The 12942-nt window shown below is 47.0% G+C and carries 13 protein-coding genes and 1 pseudogene; 9 read left to right on the top strand and 5 right to left on the bottom strand.

All coding sequences use genetic code 11. From position 1 onward, the window contains the following. Window positions 1-12 precede the first annotated feature (12 nt). The 3 genes from LHF31_RS05515 to LHF31_RS05525 are packed head-to-tail and all read left to right on the top strand — an operon-like array spanning window position 13 to window position 2507. Window positions 13-1599: a hypothetical protein gene (locus tag LHF31_RS05515; protein ID WP_298010198.1), complete on the top strand. Its 1587-nt coding sequence runs from the start codon at window positions 13-15 to the stop codon at window positions 1597-1599. 2 nt (window positions 1600-1601) lie between these two features. After that, window positions 1602-2039, top strand: coding sequence for a hypothetical protein (locus LHF31_RS05520; RefSeq protein WP_298010195.1), 438 nt, complete (start codon window positions 1602-1604; stop codon window positions 2037-2039). 3 nt (window positions 2040-2042) lie between these two features. After that, window positions 2043-2507 (top strand): aminoacyl-tRNA deacylase, encoded by a 465-nt coding sequence (locus LHF31_RS05525; protein WP_298010192.1) that lies wholly within the window; start codon window positions 2043-2045, stop codon window positions 2505-2507. Here LHF31_RS05525 and LHF31_RS05530 read toward each other — a convergent pair. Further along, window positions 2504-3214 carry a histidine phosphatase family protein gene (locus LHF31_RS05530; protein WP_298010189.1) on the bottom strand — a complete coding sequence of 237 codons (711 nt, stop codon included), beginning with the start codon at window positions 3212-3214 and terminating at the stop codon, window positions 2504-2506. The two genes, LHF31_RS05525 and LHF31_RS05530, sit on opposite strands and share 4 nt — an antisense overlap. A gap of 151 nt (window positions 3215-3365) precedes the next feature. Between LHF31_RS05530 and LHF31_RS05535 the strand changes: the two genes are divergently transcribed. After that, window positions 3366-4598 (top strand): L-serine ammonia-lyase, encoded by a 1233-nt coding sequence (locus tag LHF31_RS05535; protein ID WP_298010186.1) that lies wholly within the window; start codon window positions 3366-3368, stop codon window positions 4596-4598. Here the strand turns inward: LHF31_RS05535 and glmS are convergent. The 4 genes from glmS to LHF31_RS05555 form a co-directional block, all read right to left on the bottom strand. After that, complete coding sequence (gene glmS / locus LHF31_RS05540; RefSeq protein WP_298010184.1) at window positions 4585-6426, bottom strand: glutamine--fructose-6-phosphate transaminase (isomerizing); 1842 nt, start codon at window positions 6424-6426, stop codon at window positions 4585-4587. The genes LHF31_RS05535 and glmS overlap by 14 nt on opposite strands. 928 nt (window positions 6427-7354) lie before the next feature. Further along, window positions 7355-8095: a DUF364 domain-containing protein gene (locus tag LHF31_RS05545; RefSeq protein ID WP_298010182.1), complete on the bottom strand. Its 741-nt coding sequence runs from the start codon at window positions 8093-8095 to the stop codon at window positions 7355-7357. A 266-nt stretch (window positions 8096-8361) separates the two neighbouring features. Then, window positions 8362-9411, bottom strand: coding sequence for a cupin domain-containing protein (locus LHF31_RS05550; protein WP_298010179.1), 1050 nt, complete (start codon window positions 9409-9411; stop codon window positions 8362-8364). Further along, window positions 9386-9856 carry an OsmC family protein gene (locus tag LHF31_RS05555; protein ID WP_298010177.1) on the bottom strand — a complete coding sequence of 157 codons (471 nt, stop codon included), beginning with the start codon at window positions 9854-9856 and terminating at the stop codon, window positions 9386-9388. Before LHF31_RS05555 ends, LHF31_RS05550 begins: the two co-directional genes overlap by 26 nt. A gap of 194 nt (window positions 9857-10050) precedes the next feature. Between LHF31_RS05555 and LHF31_RS05560 the strand changes: the two genes are divergently transcribed. The 5 genes and pseudogenes from LHF31_RS05560 to LHF31_RS05575 all read left to right on the top strand — a co-directional run. Beyond that, window positions 10051-10383: a helix-turn-helix transcriptional regulator gene (locus LHF31_RS05560; RefSeq protein ID WP_303773789.1), complete on the top strand. Its 333-nt coding sequence runs from the start codon at window positions 10051-10053 to the stop codon at window positions 10381-10383. Between the two features lie 131 nt (window positions 10384-10514). Next, the gene (locus tag LHF31_RS05565; protein ID WP_298010171.1) at window positions 10515-11420 is read left to right on the top strand and encodes a sulfite exporter TauE/SafE family protein; all 906 of its coding nucleotides are present in this window, start codon (window positions 10515-10517) and stop codon (window positions 11418-11420) included. Window positions 11421-11552: 132 nt separating this feature from the next. Then, window positions 11553-11936 carry a PadR family transcriptional regulator gene (locus LHF31_RS05570; RefSeq protein ID WP_298010169.1) on the top strand — a complete coding sequence of 128 codons (384 nt, stop codon included), beginning with the start codon at window positions 11553-11555 and terminating at the stop codon, window positions 11934-11936. A gap of 255 nt (window positions 11937-12191) precedes the next feature. Further along, entirely contained in the window at window positions 12192-12452 is a 261-nt protein-coding gene (locus LHF31_RS14625) for a DUF5320 domain-containing protein (protein WP_369685046.1), read from the top strand. Window positions 12453-12599: 147 nt separating this feature from the next. Further along, a pseudogene (locus LHF31_RS05575) lies at window positions 12600-12845 on the top strand (transposase); the annotation flags it as partial. Window positions 12846-12942 lie beyond the last annotated feature (97 nt).

Raw genomic sequence — 12942 nt, forward strand, 5'->3', positions numbered from 1 at the left:
TGCGGGTGAAACATGAAAGGAAATACCACAGGTTTGATCGAACGATACTGGCAGGACTTTAAAATTCAAGAAGAGGACCTTGAATTTATTTATAACTATCTTTTGGAAACCGAAATTCCTTTGACAACGGAAGAACTGGTATCTCTTCTGGTAAAAGAACGCATTCGTCGAGAGAAAGAAACCCTCAGGAAAAAACAAGAGAGTGCAGGTGCCATCTATTACCCCAGAGAGGTTTATTCTATAGGGCAGGTTATACAATTCCCGGTATTGAATTGGGAAAAAGGAAAAGTTCTCCAGATTCGCCCGGGGTATAACCCTGAATTACCCCCATTTCAGGTTATGGAAGTGCAACTGGAGAGCGGGGAAATGAAATCCTTTGCCATGGGATTGGACGCCCATGCTTTGAATGACCTTCCTGTACAGATAGATGAGGACACACTCTTTGACGAAAAAACGGTTTTCAGTCAGTTTGGGGTAATTTTACAGCGCCGGATTGAAGAACAGTTATCTTCTAATCCTGATCTGGTCCGAATTGCAGGAAGATGGTTCCCTCGGGCGTTGCTGGTAGATATTCATGTAGGACATTTGAATCTTGCTGAAGCCATTTTGGAAATGGAAGGGGGCGGCCCACTTCCTACTCGGGTTCTTATGGAACAATTGGATTTACCCAAAGATGTAAATCCGAAACTGATCGAGTTCTCGCTCAACCTTGCATTGCAGGAAGATGAACGCTTTGATGAAGTTGGTCCTGCGGGAAAAATTCTCTGGTTCCTGAAGCGTATGGAGCCGCAGGACGTTCAAACTCCCCCGGTCTACCTTCAATATACTCCACAACCTTATGATCAACAGCAAGTGCTTCCTCTTTTAGAGCAGTTTGAGGGTTCAGTTGTAGATGAACTTGACACCCAAATCTGCCCTAAGGTGGGAGAAGAAGAAGCAACACTTGCCCTCTTATATCCTCACTTCCGTTCCGGGACTTTGCCTTTGTGTGACGCATTTTATCGATTCTTCCCTACTGCCTATGAGTCCCCCCGTGTACAGTTTACGTTTGTAGACGAACAACGAGGAGAAAAATTCTCTGGATGGGTGGTACGTCCATTTCGCTATGTGTACGGCTTGAGGGATTGGTTCTTAAAAAATGAGTGTATTCCGGGCTCTTTAATTACCATCCGCAGAGGTGCAGAAGCCGGAGAGGTGATTATCCGAGCCAATCGAAAGAGACCGACCCGTGAGTGGATGAGGACTGTTGTGATTGGTTCTGATGGGGGAATTGTCTTCACCATGCTGAAACACAATATCAGCACGCTGGTAGATGAACGCATGGGACTGGTGATCAGCGATCAGAATGCTTTGGATCAGGTTTGGCAAAGTTCAAAACACCGAAGTTCATTAAAAAATGTTACCCGTGCCATGATGAGGGAATTGGCGAAACTTAGCCCACAAGGACATGTCCACGCTCAGGAACTGTACGCTGCGGTCAATGTGGTCAAGCGTGTTCCCCCCGGACTGATTTTGAGCATTTTGCTGGAAAGTCCCTGGGCAACCCATTTGGGAGATCTGTATTTCCGCTTTGCTGAAATTTCAGAAAGTGAGGAATAATCATGCCCGAAATCAAACGCTTTACCTTGATGAAACCTACAATGGATACTCCTTTCTACATTGACTTCAACTGGTGGAGTGAACAGGGACAGGATCCGAATGTATTCCTGCAGGAATATCTTTGCCCGGAACATCAGGCGGCGTTTGAACAAAATCAGAGCGTAAAAATTGATTGGGTTGACCCACAAACTGGGGAAGTCCTTTCTGTGGATGGTTTGCAACATGTCTTAATCCAGCATTGCGCCAGACAACCCGATTTTATTAATAAGCACACCTCTCTGGTTGACGCAGTATTTCGAATCTTATTAGCCAGCGGAAATACTCCTATGACACCTGTTCAGTTAAGCAAAGAGATTGGTAAACCCGCTGATCTGATTTTACGGACACTATCCAGCGGCCGAATTTTTATGGGAATTCGCCCTAAATTTGTTCAAAAGTAGACAATGCAATTAACTTCTGCGGCGATTGAATACCTGAGACAAAAAAATATTCCATTTTCCACCATTATTCATCCAACGAATCTGACAACACTGGACGAGATAGCCCGTTTTCGTGGGCAAACGATTTCTCAAATAATTCGTTCCCTTGTATTTCGGTACTCTGATAAAGACTACGTTCTTGTGCTTGCCCAGGCCGGAAATAATGTGGATTGGAAGACTTTGAGAGATACATTAGGGGTGAGAAGAATCACTACGGCGACACCGGATGAGGTGTTCAGAATTACCGGCTACATAACTGGCTCAGTTTCCCCCTTTGGACTGTTACAGAAAATACCGGTGTTTGTAAGCCGCAAAATCCTTCAAGAAGAAATTGTGTCAACAGGTTCGGGAATCCCTCAAGTTGCTTTGGTCCTTCTGGTGAAACATTTCTTTCAGGCATTGGAAGATTACCAACTGGCGGATTTCTAAACCGAACGCAGGTGTGGGGGAAGATAAGAAACAAAATTGTGAAACACCAAAACAGGTTCATCGCCTTCAAAGTCAAGGCGACTGATGCCTGCATTATTCAGGCGAAACCATAAGGGACGAAGTCCTTCCAGCCCCATCACTGCAACAAGGAAGTGCACATAAAAACCGGCATGGCTGACAACAGCCACGCAATCATCCGATCCTCCATGTCTTTCCAGAAGTTCTTTAAGCACTCTTCGTGCTCGCACATCTCTTTCCCCTTCTTCCTCAAAAGCACGATTCCACCAGCCATTTTCATGAATATAATTTTCTGTGAGCAGGTCAGGGAACCATTCCTGCACCTGCGCAAGGTTTATTCCCGGGCGAGGGTCTTTTTCTCCGGTAATCGGGTTTGTCAGATACATTCCACCGCATTCATGCCAGTCTTTCCACACCCTTAGAGGCTTTCCAATGGCTTGAGAAATTTGTGTGCCTGTAGCAATGGCTCTATACATGGGACTGCAGTAAAGATGTGTGATGGGAAATCCGCCCTGATTGTTTTTTTCAGTAGGATCACTGCCTCTATACAAAAATTCGGCAAGCCGTTGGGCTTGTATCTTTCCTAAATCGCTTAAACGAGGGTCATCAGAACGTCCATTTTCTGAACCTGTTCTTTCATAGAGAGCATTGTTTTCAGATTGAGCATGACGGATGAAATATAATTTCATTTACCCTGACCTTTCCTTGGAGTTTCGGAGTACAATTTTACCATTCTCATTTGAGTCAATCATGGTGGTCCTTACCTCCATGTTATTGATTTGACGTTGTCTTTCTAAAAGGATTCTGGACAAGGAACTGCTTTTTTCAGGAAGGCAAACTGTGAAATCTATCCGGGAACTCTATCGTATTGGACACGGACCCTCCAGCAGTCATACCATGGGTCCTCGCCGGGCGGCGGAAATTTTTAAACAACGAAATCCTGAAGCCAGAAAATTTCGCGTGGTCCTTTATTCCAGCCTTGCTGCTACAGGAAAGGGACACTTAACAGATGTTGCTATTCAGGAGGCTTTATCTCCTCTCCCTGTGGAAATTTTATGGTTTCCAGATCGACAACTTCCCCTACATCCTAATGGGATGGAATGGTTTGCCATAGGGGATGACGATGCGATTCTGTCCAGATGGGTGGTTTACAGCATTGGTGGGGGTGCCTTGCGCGTGGAAGGGGAACCTGAAGAAGATTTCCCTGATATCTATCCTCTTACTACCCTCCAGGAGATAATGAAAGAGTGCATTCGTTATGGCAAGACATTCTGGGAGTATGTTATAGAGGTTGAGGGGGAGGGAATATGGGATTATCTTCGAGAAGTGAATCAGGTGATGCATCAGGCTATACAGAGGGGCATTGAAACAGAAGGCGTTTTGCCTGGCGGATTGGGGCTTCCTCGCAGGGCGTGGACCTTTTATCGGAAAATTTCCTTAAGCGGCGGTTACCTGGTCAAAGAAGGCTACATCCCGGCATATGCTTTGGCAGTTGCTGAGGAAAACGCTGCAGGCGGTCTGGTCGTTACTGCGCCCACATGCGGTTCCAGTGGGGTCCTGCCTGCGGTCATCAGACACATTGAAGATACTATCCCTACGACGGAGTCTCAGGTCTTGAGGGCGCTGGCAACTGCGGGTTTAATCGGTAATCTGGTCAAAGAAAACGCTTCCATTTCTGGGGCAGAAGTAGGATGTCAGGGGGAAATTGGGACAGCCTGTGCCATGGCAGCCGCTGCTGCGGCTCAATTGATGGGTGGCTCAGTTCGCCAGATCGAATACGCCGCTGAAATGGGATTGGAACATCACCTGGGTTTAACCTGTGACCCGGTGAATGGATTGGTTCAAATACCCTGTATTGAACGAAATGTCTTTGCGGCAACCCGGGCACTAGATTGCGCCACGTTTGCTTGTTACTCCGATGGCAATCATCGCGTATCTTTTGATGAGGTCGTACGCGTGATGAAGCAGACCGGTCATGATCTACCTTCTTTGTATAGAGAAACAGCGGTAGGCGGACTGGCTACCGCCTACCGGCTTCCTCCGCAAAAGCCAGAAAATCCTACTCCACTGTAACCGATTTTGCCAGATTACGCGGCTGATCGACGTCCAGACCGCGCAAGGTGGCAATATGATATGCAAGAATTTGTAATGGAATCACCGTGATGACAGGGCTGAGCAGCCAGGGGGTTTCAGGGATCCACAGAACATAATCTGCCAGTTCTCTCGCTTTCTCATCCCCGTCTGTTGCCACGACTACAACGATTCCCCCGCGTGCTTTAACCTGTTCAACCTGACTGATCATTTTATCATACCAGGGGTCTCTCGGGGCAATGGCAATGACAGGCATGTTTTTGTCCACCAGGGCAATTGGCCCATGCTTCATTTCACCTGCAGGATACGCTTCAGCGTGGATGTAGGAAATTTCTTTTAACTTGAGGGCGCCTTCATAGGCGATGGGCATGTTAATGCCCCTGCCCAGATAGAGAGCATTATGGGTGTCCTTCAGGGCATAAGCAACTTTCTTTATCTCTTCTTCTCGATCCAGACATTTACCTGCCAGGTCGGGAATCAGAGATAAATCTGTGACCAGACGTTTTCTCTCTCTGGAAGTCAATTCCCCACGAAGGTCGCCCAGTAAAACTGCCAGCATATAGAGATCAACCAGAGGAGCAGTGAATGCTTTGGTTGAAGCAACTCCAATTTCCGGACCCACCTGCATGGAGATACACCCATCTGCCAGACGCATGGCTTGAGATCCAATTGCATTGACGATGGACCAGAGCATAGCGCCTTTTTTGCGGGCTTCTTCCATTGCCGCCAGGGTGTCGGCAGTTTCGCCGGATTGACTGATGGCTAAAACAACAGTATTGGAGTCTACCAATGGATCACGGTAGCGAAATTCTGAAGCAATATCTACTTCTACAGGAATTTTAGCAATCCGTTCAATCATGACTTTTCCAACCATTCCCGCATGTGCCGCAGTGCCGCAAGCAGTGATGATTATTTTTTGAATCTTTCTGGCTTTTTCAGCGGTTATGTTGAGAGTGTCCAGATGAATGCGTCCTTCATCGAAATCAACTCTACCTGCAAGGGTATCTGTGAGAGAACGAACTTGTTCATGAATTTCCTTTTGCATGAAGTGACGGTATTCGCCTTTCTCCGCTGCTACAGGATCCCATGAAATATTATGAATCTGAGGGGTTACCCGTTCCCCATTTAAGGTCTCTACCTTGACATCATGCTGAGTAACAATGGCCATCTGCCCGGATTCAAGGAATATAACCCGTCGGGTGTGTTCTAAAATGGCGGGGATGTCTGAAGCAATGAACATCTCACCCTCGCCAAACCCTATGACCACGCCGCCAGCATTCCCTATTCTGGCAGCAATGATTTTATCGGGCTCTCGGGATGACATAATGACAATGCCATGTGCCCCTTTAAGTTGCTTTAGGGCTTGCCTGGAGGCTTCTACCAGTCCGGAGGAATTGGAATAGTATCGTTCTACAAGATGAACAATGGTTTCTGTATCGGTATCTGACCGGAATTGAACGCCTTCTGAAGACAGTTCTTCTTTAAGTTCCAGAAAGTTTTCCACAATTCCGTTATGTACCACAACAAAATCGCCATTTGAACTCAGATGAGGATGAGCGTTTCGTGCGGAAGGCTCTCCGTGAGTTGCCCAGCGCGTATGTCCAATACCCATCTTTCCAAATACAGGTTGACTCTCAAGCAGAGCGGCCAGTTTGGAGAGTTTGCCTGCTTCTCGGCGAATCTCAATTTTTCCGTTTTGCATTACCGCTAATCCGGCGGAATCATATCCGCGGTATTCCAGTCTTTTCAGTCCGTTGAGGATGATCGGTGTGGCGTTTTGCTCACCGATGTACCCTACGATTCCACACATGAGAACCTCCTGAATGTCTCGATCTATCAAAATATTGACCTACTTTCAAGGAAAACCCGAAAGCCGTAGAAATTAGACGATTAATTGGGGGGATGTCAGGATTCCTCCTGGAAGGCTTCCGCTGATCTCTCGATTTTCCCGGCTGTTCTGCCGGTTAGCTCCATCTTGCGATGGAGAACCTTCTTCCTCGTCAATCTATCCTCAACCCCCTGCGGATAGATCCATGCGCTTAAACATCCCATCTTCGACAAATAAATATCTTATTATGTTTCGATAAGGGGCACCTCCATTTGCCAGAATTTGCCTGATTATAATGCAAAATCGGCGAGTCAGGATTTAAGGGCTTTTACGGGGAGTGGATCAAAACTGGGTTAAGATAGAGGAATGATCGAGTGCCCAAAATGCTATCGAACAGAACGACAAAATCGGGCTGGGAAAACAGAGAGCGAAAGTCAACGCTATCGCTGCATGTTTTGCCAGATTCGATATACACCGGAACCGAAGTCACGGGCTTACCCGGAAGAGATGCGGCAGAGAGCCATTCAGATGTATGTGGATGGGATGAACTATTCATTTTCATCGGGGAGAAAAAACAATCTACATCTTCACCATTGTAGATCGGGCCACCCGTTGCTATCTGGGTTTCAAAGTGGTCTGGGGAAGAACGCAACACGCTGCTCAGGAGATGGTAGATGAAGCGTCCAAAGCTAGGCGCTGCTACCGCGATGCTTTTAATGCCTATGAGCGTCTGTGGTATCACGGGGGCATCTATGAAGTCTCCCAGGGCAAAACGGACACCTATTCCGTTGAAGGGGAACAACCCACCTTAATGTTTTTTCGATAGTCCCCACTCAGTTGTTTTGTTACCAGATCATTTCCCCGGTTGTGATGTTCCTGTTCATTCCATGCCCGGGTTCATGTGCGACCTTCAGGATTCGATTGTGACCAACCGAACCCCATTTGGACGAATCTGCCGAAACGTTGCCCCCTGGCGAATCAGAGGCAGAATACGTTCCGAATTTTCCACAAGGCTGCCTGAAAGTACGTCAATGCCGAAATCAAAGAGGAGCGGTGAAAGGGGGGTGCTTGGTCCCAGGAGAAGAACCTTTGCCCCCTGTTTGCGGAGGTTGAACACACTTTCAAAGGTGTGGTTGATCAGCGTGGTGGCGGTAATTGCCAGAATATCTGCCTGAGGGATAATTTCCGGTGCCATGGAAGCGGGCAAGTCCTCTCCCTGTGGATGAAGTTCCAGCACCCATAATTCTTTTACCTGATTTTTAAGTTGAGACACAAAAGGAAAATGTCCAATTAAGGCAACTTTTTTATCTTTGCCGTGTCTGATAATATACTCCTCAGCGGGTAAATCTACAAAATGATGTACTGGTGGAAGTAAGGCGTTAATGGTAGCCAGACCGATTCCCGTCTCAGTGTAGCTCTGTGAATAAACCAGATGTGCCAGTTCAAGTGCAGAACGATTCTCTAACCGCCCGGCCTCCTCTACAGCAGGATAACGAGCATGCTCCCACTCCGGGTTTGTAAGTGTGGCGGCAAGCCCGCTTTTGACCTTCCCTTCCTGTTCTATCATCACCATCGTCCAGAAAAGCCCGACTTCTACACCGATGACCCGGGCATCTGATACTGTCTCAATGAGTCGATCAAAAATTTCCATCGAAACACCACCTTTTCTGTGTTAAAAAGCAAAAAGTTCTCTGGATAGCCGTTTTGAAAAAAGTATTCTGTCTTAACGGGTCCTCCAGGACAATGAGGAATGGGAAATTTCTTCATCTCCTATGAGCAGAAAATGCATGTTGACTGTCATTATATCTTTATTAATTTTCTCGGAGAATTTTTACATACTCTATATTCCTCACCGATCAGTCATCGACAAAAAAATCGGGCAGGTTGTCCTTGCCCGATGAGAAGCCTGAAATTGGTTCAGTGGAGCATCTCCAGGTGGTTGGCAAGCGTACCATCCAGATAAGCCTGTACGGCTTCATCTACTTCTCGCAGATCGGTTATAAAAGGTTGGATATTGAGCTGGCGTATGCTGTTGAATGCCCCCATTCCCATACCGCCGCAAATTAACACCTGGCAATCTGAAATGGCTTCTGCCATGCTAATATGCTTGAGATGAGAATTGGAATCTGTTCCATGACCTGCATTAGAAGGTTGTTCTTCTTGATTCTGGTGCTCTGCGCTGAATTGCCGGTGTCCTAATTTTTCCCGCATTTCGCGGTTCACAATTTTCCCTTCCTCAATGGTCAGTACCAGATAGTACTGAGCGCGGCCAAAGTGCTTGCTGATGGTCTTGCCGTCATCGGTAATCACTGCAATTTTCATGGTCGACTCCTTGTTCATTGACTCAAGTGAGAAGTGCCGCCCACCTGGCTCTTCACGAACATCTGATGGGTAAAAGATGAGTAAGATTTGAGCAGTGTCTTCGCTGCTATTTTCCCAACAGTGTGGCAGGTGCGCTTCAAAAACCAGGCTGTCGCCGGGTTTTAATGTGTATTCCTCTTGCTCAATCTGGTACCGAATGGTCCCGCTAAGGCAATAGACAAATTCATGTCCGGTGTGGACGATCATCCGGTCTCCACTACCTGTGCCCGGTTTCAAAGTCACCACAAAAGGTTGAACAACGTTACCCGCCAGGTCTTTGCCCAGGTTTTCCATCTGCGTTCTTCCAAAGGCAGCCAGAGGACGTTGATCTGCGGGTGTGAAAACAACTCGCTTTTCTACCGGCTCTGATTCAAAGAAAGTGACAATGGGCACTTCCAGTGCCAGGGCTAACTGCTGAAGCGTGCTGACCGAAGGGGACGATTTACCATTCTCTATCAGGCTGAGGGTATTGACATTCAGCCCGCTCCGATCCGCCAGCGCGCGCAATGATAGGCCTTTGCGAGTGCGCAATTCGCGCAGTTTCCGGGCTACCAGCACTTCGGCACGAGTGTTTTTGTTGTCAATTGCTGAATCCAACAGATTCATTTACAGGTCTTCGCTCTACAATCAATTCGATGGGGGTTAAATTGTGGATATTATCTGAAATTGGACATCGAGCATCAATTTCGCGCAATAATTGCTCTTTCTCCTCCTGGGTCATGTCGGCATCAAAATTCACGTGAACACGGATACCGGAGAACCCCGCCCGTGCTTCGACGTTTTTGCCCATCAAGACATCTGTATCCAGTTCTCCTTCTACATGAACTTCGATTTTGCGCACAGGTAGCCGGCGTTGTTTGGCGATAATATGTCCGATGGTGATAATGCAACCAGCCAGGGATACAAATAAGTATTCCAGAGGAGTAGGACCTGCATCCGTCCCACCACCTGTAACCGGCTGATCAACAATGGCAACATGTTGCCTTGACCTTGTTTCGATTTTGAACCCCGAGATTTGAACCGCATCAACGCTTACGGTTTTGATCGCCATAAAACTGCTCCTTGTAAAAGATTTACCAAAATTATAGTACAAAGTAATGCAAAAATGCAGAAAAACGCATAAAATAATTATATAAATCACTTGTTGAGCATGTCGTTACTCACTTTGTAGAACCTTACACTGATGTATTATTAAATACATGCAAAGCATTGAATGTTTTTGGCTCTGGTTATTCCACGGAACCTATGGAACTAAATTTGTCCTCCACCCGCGACATAGCTGACCTTGCGAGATTTTTACAGATGATTGGCAATCCACTGCGTCTGGAAATTCTGTTTTGTTTGCTTGAACAGCCTTGCTGTGTTTGCGAACTTTCGAGCAAATTAAACCACCGACAGCCTTGCATTTCACAACACCTGATGCGCTTACGCCAGGCCGGACTGGTGAATGCAAAGCGCGAAGGCTGGAAAAAATATTATTTCATCCCTTCCCCTGGTGTCAAAAAATATCTGCTTTGTTTACAAGAAAACTGGCAGGGTGGGTTATTCAATTTTCTGGAGCACGAAAAAAATGCATAGAAGTTTAAAAAGACCCTGTACGTGCCTGATTAAATGCAAGATGCTCCCTTGCGTGGATTTATCTCCCCCGGCTTTTTGATTCTCGACGAAGTTTTCATACAGATCAATTTACAATCACGAAGGAGGTTAAGATGAAAGACTGGTTAAAAACACAGATTCCAACGGCGGTGATTTTGCTTGTGATTGCGCTGGTTGCCGCGATATATTTTGGTCTGGGACAATATGCGGCTCCCGTGGGAGTACCTGAATTGACTCCGTTCCGTATGATCATTTTGATCATAGTGGGCTTTCTTGCTGGGGTTTTAGGTGGAATTATTGGTACTGGCGGTTGCAGCGTGATGTTACCGGTACTGCACTTCTGGATGGGATATCCTGCTCCAATTGCTGTGGGTACTACCCTGTTTGCGGTTATTTTTACTGCGATTTCCGGAGGATACGGGCATCTGGTGCGAGGAAACCTGGACAAGCGGGCTGTTGCTTGGCTGGGTGGAGCCGGGATCATTGGGGTTGTAATAGGCTCATGGTTGTTTACTTTTCTCTCCAGTCAATCTGCCTTACTTGGATTGATCCTGGGAATCCTTTTCCTCTGGCCTGCTCTGCGCATGATCTGGGAAGGTATTCGCCACTCCGGACTTCCTCAAAAAGAAGGCAATAAAATCAATGCCTCTGCTACCGGACTGGGAGTGTTTGGTCTGGTAGTGGGATTGGCAACCGGCGTTGCGGGATTAGGAGGCGGTTATGCTCTTGTTCCAGGGTTAATTTATCTGTTTGGTGCGCCGGTTTATATCACCATGGGAACTTCCCTGGCAACTATGATTCCCCTTGCTGTGATTGGTGGCGGACTAAAACTGGCAGGCGGTTTTGTGGACCTGGCAGTCGGACTGCTGTTGGCGGCTGGCACGGTTATTGGCGCACAGGTGGGCGCAGCCGTGATCAAACGCTTCAAACCAAACACGCTCAAGTTAATCTTTGGCGTTTACTTCCTCTACGTTTCGGTGAAATTTATCACTGCATTCTTTGGTGTTAAAGTCTGGTAAAGAATTTCCCCTTGATCTTTTCTGATCAAGGGGAAATTTGTTTATAGAATATTCTCTTAAAATCTATTGACACAAATAGAATAGTATGCTATCATTATATCTGGATGATAGAACAAGATTGGAGGAGAAGGAATGATGCCAAGACATGGAAGAGGTTGGTTAATGGGAGAGGGCTCCAATTATGGAGGACATCATTCTCCACTCACAATTTCAATCCTCGAACCGGCATTGCTTATCCTGCTGAAAGAGCAGCCACGGCATGGCTACACCCTGCTTGGTGAGATAGAAACCCTGGGGATGTCCACAATCCATCCAAGCGTCGTTTATCGGACTTTGCGCGAGATGGAAAGGCTGGGATGGGTCCAGTCCGATTGGGACATTGATCAGACTCAGGGTCCTCCTAGAAGGATCTATCGTTTAACTGGGCAAGGAGAAGAAGTCTTACAAATCTGGAGGTGTGAACTGGAAAAAAACCAAAAGATGATTTCCGATTTGCTGAAAAGAATAAATGGGTAGGAGACATTCATGCCTGTGTAAGGGATGGAACTGTCCCTTCGGACATGGGATCCCCTGGTGGTCGAGGAATAGGGAATTGTAATTCCATCGGGGGTAATGCTAACCCATCCCCGGTTTCTGAAAATAACCACCCGTTTGGTTGGGATGGGCGAGTATGGAATGCCACAGTTGCTCGCCTGTTTAGACACAAATGCTTAATCGTGGGAATCGAAAAAAAATAAACCTGACTATGAAAGGAGGTTCAATATGCCTGGAATGGATAAAACTGGACCGTTTGGGACTGGACCAGTGGGAAGAGAAATGGGACCATGTAGCGGCGGCGTATCCTTCCAACAAGGCAAGGGTAGAGGAATGGGGAGGGGGTTTCGACGGGGAGGGGGTTTTGGCAGATTTCTACCCCCCATCGTTTCGAAAGAAGGAGAGAAAGATTTCCTCGAAAAACGTAAAAACTGGTTGAAGTCTCAGTTAGAGGCAGTGGAGAAACTGCTGGAAACCATCAATAAGTCTGAGAACTAATCTGGTTTTTAAAAATAGTGGTAAATCACTTCATCATTCTGGGGCTGTCCAAAAAGTAGGGGACAGCCCGTTTCTTTTTTGAGGAAAAGGTGATTCAATGGGGGAATGAAAAGGAAACCTGCCGCTCCAGTGTTCAAACCATACGTGATGGGCCAACCCTATCTGCTGCCACCCAGTTACGATCATCTCATTGAGCCAGGACACCTGGTGCGGGTGGTGAGCGAGGTGATAGACAGGCTGGACTTGAGCCCCCTGCTGGGGCAGTACAAAGGGGGAGGCGCCTCGAGTTACCATCCGAAGATGCTGCTGAAGGTGCTGGTGTATGCCTATACCCAGAAGATCTACTCGTCGCGCAAGATCGCCAAAGCGCTGCGGGAGAACATCCACTACATGTAGGGGCTTTCTGGAAAGAAGACAGCCTCTTAACATTTTCCCACTTGATACCTGGTTTCATAGGTAAATGCCTATTTTAGCCCCACCAGATGTTTTT

It is taken from the genome of Anaerolinea thermophila (assembly GCF_020723905.1).
Classification (GTDB): Bacteria; Chloroflexota; Anaerolineae; order Anaerolineales; family Anaerolineaceae; genus Anaerolinea; species Anaerolinea thermophila_A.

Coding starts and splice junctions, on each gene's coding strand:
- LHF31_RS05515 (WP_298010198.1), top strand. CDS start 13: ATGAAAGGAAATACCACAGGTTTGATCGAACGATACTGGCAGGACTTT.
- LHF31_RS05520 (WP_298010195.1), top strand. CDS start 1,602: ATGCCCGAAATCAAACGCTTTACCTTGATGAAACCTACAATGGATACT.
- LHF31_RS05525 (WP_298010192.1), top strand. CDS start 2,043: ATGCAATTAACTTCTGCGGCGATTGAATACCTGAGACAAAAAAATATT.
- LHF31_RS05530 (WP_298010189.1), bottom strand. CDS start 3,214: ATGAAATTATATTTCATCCGTCATGCTCAATCTGAAAACAATGCTCTC.
- glmS (WP_298010184.1), bottom strand. CDS start 6,426: ATGTGTGGAATCGTAGGGTACATCGGTGAGCAAAACGCCACACCGATC.
- LHF31_RS05545 (WP_298010182.1), bottom strand. CDS start 8,095: ATGGAAATTTTTGATCGACTCATTGAGACAGTATCAGATGCCCGGGTC.
- LHF31_RS05550 (WP_298010179.1), bottom strand. CDS start 9,411: ATGAATCTGTTGGATTCAGCAATTGACAACAAAAACACTCGTGCCGAA.
- LHF31_RS05555 (WP_298010177.1), bottom strand. CDS start 9,856: ATGGCGATCAAAACCGTAAGCGTTGATGCGGTTCAAATCTCGGGGTTC.
- LHF31_RS05560 (WP_303773789.1), top strand. CDS start 10,051: ATGGAACTAAATTTGTCCTCCACCCGCGACATAGCTGACCTTGCGAGA.
- LHF31_RS05565 (WP_298010171.1), top strand. CDS start 10,515: ATGAAAGACTGGTTAAAAACACAGATTCCAACGGCGGTGATTTTGCTT.
- LHF31_RS05570 (WP_298010169.1), top strand. CDS start 11,553: ATGATGCCAAGACATGGAAGAGGTTGGTTAATGGGAGAGGGCTCCAAT.
- LHF31_RS14625 (WP_369685046.1), top strand. CDS start 12,192: ATGGATAAAACTGGACCGTTTGGGACTGGACCAGTGGGAAGAGAAATG.